The 8,471-nt window shown below is 68.2% G+C and carries 8 protein-coding genes and 1 pseudogene; 2 read left to right on the top strand and 7 right to left on the bottom strand.

Translation table 11 applies throughout. The annotated features are described in order from the left end of the window. Positions 1-645: 645 nt before the first annotated feature. The 7 genes from ACIBAD_RS28360 to ACIBAD_RS28390 form a co-directional block, all read right to left on the bottom strand. Positions 646-1,593 (bottom strand): integrase, encoded by a 948-nt coding sequence (locus tag ACIBAD_RS28360; RefSeq protein WP_398909377.1) that lies wholly within the window; start codon positions 1,591-1,593, stop codon positions 646-648. Between the two features lie 214 nt (positions 1,594-1,807). After that, complete coding sequence (locus ACIBAD_RS28365) at positions 1,808-1,960, bottom strand: hypothetical protein (RefSeq protein ID WP_398909379.1); 153 nt, start codon at positions 1,958-1,960, stop codon at positions 1,808-1,810. Positions 1,961-2,123: 163 nt separating this feature from the next. Further along, complete coding sequence (locus ACIBAD_RS28370) at positions 2,124-3,614, bottom strand: ISL3 family transposase (RefSeq protein ID WP_398909381.1); 1,491 nt, start codon at positions 3,612-3,614, stop codon at positions 2,124-2,126. A gap of 186 nt (positions 3,615-3,800) precedes the next feature. Further along, a complete protein-coding gene (locus ACIBAD_RS28375) occupies positions 3,801-4,028 on the bottom strand; it encodes a hypothetical protein (RefSeq protein ID WP_398909383.1) in 228 nt (75 codons plus the stop codon). Positions 4,029-4,051: 23 nt separating this feature from the next. Further along, positions 4,052-4,384, bottom strand: coding sequence for a DUF6233 domain-containing protein (locus tag ACIBAD_RS28380; protein ID WP_398909385.1), 333 nt, complete (start codon positions 4,382-4,384; stop codon positions 4,052-4,054). A gap of 429 nt (positions 4,385-4,813) precedes the next feature. Then, positions 4,814-5,710, bottom strand: a complete 897-nt coding sequence (locus ACIBAD_RS28385; RefSeq protein ID WP_398909387.1) for a hypothetical protein — start codon at positions 5,708-5,710, stop codon at positions 4,814-4,816. Then, positions 5,665-6,198: a hypothetical protein gene (locus ACIBAD_RS28390; RefSeq protein ID WP_398909389.1), complete on the bottom strand. Its 534-nt coding sequence runs from the start codon at positions 6,196-6,198 to the stop codon at positions 5,665-5,667. Before ACIBAD_RS28390 ends, ACIBAD_RS28385 begins: the two co-directional genes overlap by 46 nt. A gap of 330 nt (positions 6,199-6,528) precedes the next feature. Between ACIBAD_RS28390 and ACIBAD_RS28395 the strand changes: the two are divergent. Together ACIBAD_RS28395 and ACIBAD_RS28400 are read left to right on the top strand one after the other, a co-directional pair. Then, positions 6,529-6,609 (top strand): annotated as a pseudogene (locus ACIBAD_RS28395) (thiol reductase thioredoxin); the annotation flags it as partial. A 475-nt stretch (positions 6,610-7,084) separates the two neighbouring features. Beyond that, on the top strand, positions 7,085-7,771 hold the full coding sequence (locus ACIBAD_RS28400) for a hypothetical protein (protein WP_398909390.1): 687 nt from the start codon (positions 7,085-7,087) through the stop codon (positions 7,769-7,771). Positions 7,772-8,471 lie beyond the last annotated feature (700 nt).

Raw genomic sequence — 8,471 nt, forward strand, 5'->3', positions numbered from 1 at the left:
CTCCTGGGTTCCTTTCGCGCAAGTTGCTCCGGAGAGGTGTTGTGGCCGTCTTGGATGGCAAGGCGTGCCAAATTGCAACTCACTCGGCTCTTTCCCGGTCGAAACGCTCAGTCCGACTTTTTGGGGAGGTGGTTGATTTGGCCTTCTCGGTCAATGGATTGCGTATCGAATTGTCGGATAGCGGTGAGCTCAAAGGTGTACGGAGAGCCGGAAGTTGGGAACTCCCCACTCCAACTGCACATGCCATCCTTGGCGCATGTCTGTTCGAGTGGGCGGGCATGGACCACTTTCTTCGTACACCTGGCCTTCGAGTTCTGTAGTCGAGGTGGACGGTCGTTGCGTAGGTGAGAAGGGCAGCGCAGCGTCATCCAGGAATTGGGCGACGCCCCCAACCCGCGAGGATCGCGTGCCGTTGAGAGTGGTGTGCGAACCCTCGACTCATGAGCGCAGGATCATCCTGGGCGCGGGCTCTCAGACGCTAATGGAGTACCGTCTGGGCTTCTCGTATGAGCTGCCGAAGCAGGTCCGTCCGGTGTGAGGGGCTGGGGCTCGGGGGGTGCCAGCCCTCCCCCACCCTTCGCGTCTGCGCCACGAGCTGGTGAAGTGCGAGGACCGTTGCTGTGCCGGGCGACCGCCCGATCACGTTCATTGTGTCTCTTCCCGTGCGCTGCGGCGTGCGGCCTGGACTTCGTGCCAGGGGTTTTGGGAGCGGGACTGGGCGCGGTCGAGGTATTCGCGTTTTACCGTTGCCGAGCCGGGCTTCCAGCGGCCCTGGTGGGTGGGGTCGCCGCTGGCGTCCGCGATTTCCTGGGCGCCACCGCGGCGCAGGCCGTGCGAGGTGATCAGGTGCCAGCCGGGCAGCCGGGCCAGATAAGCGCGGTGGCGGATCCAGTCGTTGAGGGCGTCACCCGTGACGTATTCGCCCCGGACGGTTGCGGCTGCCCGGTTCTGGAGGCGGCCTTTCGAGGTGAGCGCGCGCATGAACGGGCCCTCGTGGATGCCCATCCGGTGGAGGCAGCTCAGCCAGTCCCGTACGGCCGACACCGGATCGTAGAGGGGAGAGCCGGCCAGGTTGGCCGGGATGAACGTGCTTTCTCCCTTTCCTTCCTGGTCGGTCTTGGAGTAGGCGATCCAGAGGTCGACCCCGGTGTCCTCGACCTCGACGTCGTCGATGTCCAGGTCGGCCAGCTCGATACGGCGGTTGAGGGCGCCGCGGCCCACCAGCAGCGCGCACCGGTCCCGCAGCCCTGCCGGTGTCCGCAGATCACAGGCGTCGACCATGGCGCGCAGCATCGGCTCGGTGATGGCCTGGGCCCTGCGGACACGGTTCCGTTTGCCCCATTCCTTGCGGTACTCGGCCAGCATTCCGCGCGCCTCGGTCGTCCCCGGCCGCTGGTCCTCCGGCATCCACGTACGGACGCCCGACATGTACGTCCGGATCGTGTTCGGAGCCATCTCGCGGGCGATCAGGCCGGCGACCCACTCCACGTACGTCGCCGTCGTGCAGGGCCGCGCGATCCGGCCCATCGCCTCGCACCATTCGGCGAAGTTCCTGCGCTGGCTGCTGTAGTTGCGGTTGGTTCGCTCTTTCACGAGAAGGGGCTCTGGCACAACTTCCGTGATCGCGTAGCCGTGAGTGACATCGGCTGGGCAGGCAGCGAGGATCGGTCTGAGCATGCGTGCTGCCGCATGTCGACCGAGCTGCTGACGAACGAGTCTCAGGCGGCAAGGTCCCTCGCTTCGTAGCTGGCCAGCCCCATTGCAAGCAGGGGCGGTACCAGGGCGTTCAGATACCACGCCATGTCAGTCAGTGCTGGGGCAACAGGTCGTCGTTGTTGACCATGTAGGAGATTCCAAGCGGTTCCTGCAGCGACCACCCCTCCCCGGCCAGAGCTCGCACCACGGCGTCCACTGTGACGGCTCGTGCGAAGACGAGGTCGATGTCGGCGGTCCTGGACATTCGCGGCTCCTGTGGTGGGTTGGTCGATGTCGGAAGCGTTTCACGTGTATTGGTCATGGAGCGAGGAGTACTCGTTTCCTCAGGAGTGCGAAGCTGGCTCGGCCGAACATCTGGCGTTTGAGCATCTTGATGCGGTTGACGTGCCCTTCCACGACCCCCGAGTTCAGGGCAGCGTGAGCCCGGCGATGACCGCGGCCCGGTCGCGATCGATGCCGGCGGCGAGTGTGTGGAGACCGGGCAGGTCGTCTTGGCGGACTGCGTCGAGCCACTCGGGCAGCCGTTGGCTCTGTCGCTCGGTGAGGATCTGGGCGAAGGAGCGGACATGTCCGGTGAGGGCTTCCAGTTCCGGGCAGTGGGTCAGGACGGCCTTGAGCCGGAGCTGTTCGACCTCGGAGAGAGAGTCGGGGTGGCGCAGGATCCAGCCGGCGACGGTGCGGGGTGAGGGCGGGGGTGCGGTGACCGGATCGACCGAAAGGCGTTTGATGCGGAAGTAGGCGCGAAGTCGCTGGTAGCTGCCTTTGTAGCCGAGCGGCACGATCTCCTCCCATGCCTTCCATGCGTTGGTGCAGCCCTGGCTCCAGCGGTCGTCCAGGTAGGGCTTGTACTCGTCGAGGACGGAGGGGCGGCCCTGCCACTGGCCGTGGAAGAGGGCCTCCGGGGTGGTGGCGTCGGCGAGGAGCTTGACCGTGCGGTAGGTCATGCCGAGCTGGCGTTGGATCGCGCGGCGGCTGTGGCCGGCCGACAGCAGGGCGTGGACGGCGGCATGGTTGGACGGGGTCCTGTCGGCGAACCGGTGGCCGGTGGGCCACGGCGAGCCAGCGGGGGCAGCTGGTTCTTCTGGTTCCTTGACCTGTTGGGATGGCTCGGGTGCGGTGCCTCGCAGGCACCCCCGATGGTCGGCGACGCACCGTTCGGCGGCTACGCTGAGGTTGTGCCACAGATGCCAGCGGTCCGCGACCTGCACTGCCTGCGGTGCCCCGACGGTGGCGCCTTCGGCAAAGAAGGGAGCCCGGTCCCGGCAGACAACCTCGATCCCTGGCCTCATGGCCAGCCATGCGGCCAGGCTCGATGCCTCTCGGTCTGGAAGCAGGTCCACCGGCCGTCGAGTTTCGACGTCGACCAGCACCGTGCCGTAGTGCCGGCCTTTGCGCGTCGCGTACTCATCGACGCCGACCACTCTCGGGGCTGGTAGATCCCGCTCGGGCAGAGCCTCGACGAGCCGCAGTACCGTGCTGCGGCTGACGGACACCCCAAAGACGCCGGCCATCCGAGCTCCCGCCCGGCCTGCCAGGGCGAGGCCGACCGCCGCCAGCGTCGAACGCAGACGCTCGGTCCACCGGCCGTACTTCCGGGTCAATTCGGGCACCTGCTCAACGAACGTCCGTCGCCCGCACGCAGCGACCGGGCAGGCGAAGCGACGGACCCGCAGACAGAGCACCACCCGGCGCCCCGCGCTGGGAACATCCGCAGGAAACCGCAGGTAGGAGCTATGAACGCGGATCGACCAGTTCCCACAGCCCGAACATGCCGAACCCGTCGTTGTGCTGCGGGCCTCGACTCGTATCGTCTCATTGCTCACGTCCACCGACACCACCGACACGTCCGCGATCGACGGGAACAGCAACTCCTCCAGCCGGAGGACCACTTCTTCCACGGTCCCGAACTGTCAGGTACCCGAGGTCACCACTGACCACTTTCGGGCGACTTTCAGGAGCCCAACACGACCACGAACCGTCACTCAGCGTGCGCAGATCACGGAACTTGAGCCAGAACCCAATCTCATGAACAGAGCCAAGTGCGGGCCGCCACCCTCGCTGGGTGGCGGCCCGCACTGCTGCGCTCAGGCTCCGTCGGTATCCGGACTCCACACGGCCGGCCCACCGCCGCGCCACTCAATGAGCAGGGCGTCGTCCAGGCGGACGTCGTCGGGGTCCAGGCCGGCCCGGCGCAGGAACTCCAGGAGATCGCCGGGGCCGAGGGCGCGGCCGAGGATCTCGCCGTCTACGCGGACGCGGCGCCCGCCCTGGGCGTCCGGCGGGTAGACGATGACGCGCAGTCCAGGGCTCATCCCTCCACCGTGCCGGTACCCGGTCATTCGAGCACTCCGAGGGCGGTGTCCGGGCGGCAGTGGACACAGGCCGGCACACCCTCGGCCAGCAGCCGGCGCACCTGCTCGGCCGCGGCCGGGACGCAGCGCTTGCCGGTGTCCCAGCAGTCCCCGGTGTGGAGGCGGACCGGGAGCCGGCCCGCGCCTATCCCGCGCTCGACCAGCCACGCCGGAGGCTCGGGCGCAGGCTGCTGCCGGGTGGTGGCGGCCTCGAGCTCCTCCGCGGCGGCCAGGGCCTGCTCCGTGCGGCTGAGTTCGCCGCGCAGGTAGGTGACCAGGGTCCGCAGCCGGGGGAGGTCGGGCGGCAGGACGGACACGCTCAGCTCCCGTACTGCGCCTGCCGCGCGGCCTTGCACGACGCGCACAGCGGGTTCTCTGGGGTGGGAGGTGCGGCGCGAGGCAAAGTTAGATGTCTTCAGACAGCTCAGCGCCGGTATGGACGACCATGGCGGGCGCAACAGGTGTAGCGCCCACACCACATCGAGCGATGCTCTCCGACCGCTACCTGGAGCCGCCGGCGTGGACTTGGCCCGGCCGGGCCCGGATCGGGCGTGCCGCATGCCTGGAACGCTAACGCGGGAATCCACACCGTTGGGACGCTCGATCAGAAGGCGTGACAACGAAGTCACACGAAGGTCGGCGCCCTGATGACTGACAACCTGGTCTGCGCCGCACTCGCTACGCCGTTCAGGGCGGTGGCGAAACTGCTTGCCCCGCTACCTCCTGATGGCGGGTTGTTCGCGGGCTCAGGTAGCGGCGGGAGAGTCGATGGAGCCTTGGTCTCTCGGGACTGTAAGGGCTCCAGGGCATTCGGGGTCGATGACGACCACTTCGAAGGGCCCGTTGCGGGGAGGGACTTTCGGATCGAGCCGCAGAGCCTTCAGGGGACGCCCGACACAGGTCGCGGGGAGTTGGGCGGCGGTATCCGTGCCCGGGTTGACGGTTACCGCTGCTGCCGTGGCTGGCTGCCGTTCGGTGCCTTGTGTCGAACTCTTCTCGGACGCTTCGGCCGGCAGGACGTAAGCGTAGAGGCTGCCGCCGCCGAGGGTCAGAAGGGCACCGATAACCATCAGGATACGTGCGAGGCGGAAGGTTCCACGCATCTGCATCATCGCGGACTGGACGAGGACCATCGCCCGGTGCGCGTAGTAGGTGTTGAGTCGTGTCTGCGTGGCGCTGAGAGTGTCGTCATCAGGCGGGGAGCCCTGGGGGACCGCTCCGGCAGGCGGAGTGTTGCTCGCGGCGGTGGCGCCCTGCGCCGCCGCATCAAGCTGGGGGGCCTGCCGGGCGACGCGTTCGTCCTCTTCAAGCTGGCGGGCTCGCCGGGCGCGTTCGTTCACCGCGGCGGCGTAGGCGGCTGATTCGCGCTGGATCCGCCGGTCGAGCTCGTCGATCAGTCGCGGCTTGTTGGCGTTGGTGTTGGCGAGCCGGCCTACATCGTCCGCCTGCTGGCGGAGTTCGACCAGCGTGGCCAGATGCGCCGACACCGCACCGTCCAGTGCTTTGAGTACGTCGTCGCGCCGAGCTGCTTCGGTCTCCTGCCGCAGCAGGGTTCGCCCCAGTTCGCCCAGCTCTCTGATGAGGTGCGAGATGCTTGTCATGCCGGGGCCGAGATGGGCCTCCTTCTCATCGCCGCTGAGCATCTTTGCCAGCTGGATCTCGGCACGACGGCGGGGTGCGTGTACCAGTGAGTGTTCGGGTTCTTATTCAGGTCCTTCATAGCTTGCTCTAGCCGCTGTTCCAGCGCGCCGAGACTCGCGTCTAGGGGTTCGGCGACGAGCGACACTGCCCAGATCGCCAGGGCGATGCCAGCCGCCGCGCAGCCGAGCCCGATGCCCATGAGGACGACGTCGAACCCGCTGATCTTGTTGATGTTCGAGAAAGGCAGCGAGCCGAAGAGGACGAGACCGACGGTCGCGAAGGCGGCGAGAATCCATCGGCTTGTGGCCTGGTAGCTGCGCTTGGCTTGACGCGCCTGGCTCAGGAGCCCACCAGGGTCGAGCACCGGGTCCGTGGTGGGGGCCTGATTTGCAGCCTCCGCCGACGGCGCCTGCCCCATCAGGGCGCATGCTGCCGTGAGCAGCGCCGAGGTGGCTTTCAGCGCGGCCGCGGCGCCCGCAGGTGTGGTCATGAGGTTCCGCCCGTCTATCGACAGGACTTTGAATCTGCCCACCGAAGGCGCCCAAATCCATCAGGCCGCACCGCAGCAACCGTCACGAACCCCTCTTTGGCCGACGCTATGCCTGCGGTAAATGCTTGAGCGGACGTCCACTCGAAACTTCGTCCGCCGCGTAGACGTCGCCAGCGATGGCGCGGCCTGGTCGGCTCCGCCTGACCAGGCCGCGCAGGCGCCCTATCGGGCTTGCCCGGCTCCGTGCATGCCGTCGGCTTCGCTGGTCGTGGTCGGTGCCGGGCGCCGTACGTCTCGGTTCCGGCTCGATGGCCCTCACCTGGTCCTGGCCGACACGGAATCGTAGAGGCGACGAAGGTCGGGGCTCTGTCCAAGAGCCAGCTGGCGGCTTTCCTCGATGCCCACCTCTGAGTACCAGGCAGTGCGCCCGAGCCGTCCGGACGGCTCGGGCGCAGCATGCTGTGGGTCTTGCGGTGGATGGGGCGGAGCGGAGGTGGAGTTCGCCCCGGCCCCGTAGACCTGCTCGCCAGCCGAGGCTGCCACTTGTCTCGCCGTTGGCCGTAGGCCAGTGGCGGGGTACGGCGGCTTGCCTGCTGCGTACCGTGAATGCGAGCCCTGGGCCTTTGTCTGAAAGCCCGTGCAGCAGGCTGCGCCGTGCGCCGCGCGGCTCGTCTGCGGCCTGCTTCGGGTCGGGGACGGCGGCATCGGGTGGTCCCGGTGCCGCCGCACTTACCTACCGCAGCCCGGCCTGCATCCTGCCGGCCCCTCCCGTCCCTGCCCGCCGTTGGGGGAGGTGATGTTGGGCTGTCCGGCCCTGTGGGGGAGTGGGGCGCGACAGTGCCGGGGATCCAAGGGCGGACCGGTCCGCGACCAACAGGAGGTCCCTGTGCCCCGGCTCTTCGAGACCAATGACCTCCCTCCGGAACCGGACAGTGCCGGCCCGCTCGCGGCGGACGGGTACCTGCCCCTGCCGGGTCTGCTTACCGCCGACGGTCTGGTGCTGCTGCACCAGGAAGCGGCCGGCATGGAGGCGTTGGCGCGGCGTCGTGATTTCGCGATGAAGTGCATGGACGACTCACCCCGTCACATGACGACCCTCGGCGGGCAGGTGATCGTCGAAGCTTCCGACATGATCCCGGCCCTCTACCGGGACCCTGACCTGGTCGGGCTGCTCACGCGGGCGGCGGGCGAGCCGGTCACCGAGATCGACGACCCTGTCGAGCGGCACGTGCTGAACATCCTGCACCGCGTCGGCGACACCCACGGCGCGCACACTGACGACTACCCCTACGCCCTGGTCCTCTTCCTCGAAGCCCCCGACGATCCCGCCGACGGCGGCCTCCTCCACTTCCTCCCCCACGCCAGCTCCCTGTACGACCTGGACGCCGCCGACCGCGCCCGCACGGCCCACCACCGCGCCGGCGACGCCTACCTCCTGCGCTGCGACACCACCGCACACCGCGTCACCCCGCTCAGTCGGACGGGCCTGCGCCGCACCGTCTTGAACTTCGCCTACACCACTCCCACCGCCCGACCGCACCGCACCGGGTCGGCCACCGAGCTCTACGCCTGACACCGGCCCCACTCTCGGGGCAGGACGGACAGCCTCAGAGCCGGCCGTAGTCCCGCCGTTGCCGGCTGGTGTCGCTATGCCAGATGCTTCTTCGGATGGGGTTGGGGGTCGAGGAGTGCCCACCAGGCGTGGCAGTCGTGGTCGGTGCCAACTCGATGCCGAGCCGTGCGAGGGCGGCGAGCTGGGCCGCGTCGAGCCTGTCGCGGCGTTGTTTCTGGTTGTCGATCCATACCCCGGTCCGGTGGGCGGTCCCGTCTGGGAGGTGCTCGACGTGGGCCCGTCCGGGAGTGCCGCTGCCTTCGCGTTCGAGGTACTGGGTGAGGGCTTGGATACCTTTGTGGAAGGCTTCCGGGCCCCGCCCGGACGTGGTGGTCGTGCCCGGCTCCGCGGCCGCCGTACGGGCCTTTACGACCCGGGCCGGCGAAGCGGGGCGGACCCCCGCGTGCCGCACCCAAAGACTCAAACTCGCCCCCACCTTGGCCTAACTCCGGCCTCGGGGATCAACAGAGCAGCCGTAGTGCTGGTGCTGCCGCGGTGCTGGCCAGCATGGTCTAGCTGTGCCGTCTCATGACATCGGTTCCTCGCTGTCAGCTTGGCGGGCGTAAGACGTGAGGCGATCGGCGAGCGCGATGACGAGGTCGCGTAGTTCATCGGGGCGCTCGATGACGAACGGCCGGTCGAGTGAGGCGAGTATTCGAGG

Origin of the sequence: Streptomyces sp. NPDC051109, assembly GCF_044455885.1 — a bacterium.
Lineage (GTDB): Bacteria > Actinomycetota > Actinomycetes > Streptomycetales > Streptomycetaceae > Streptomyces.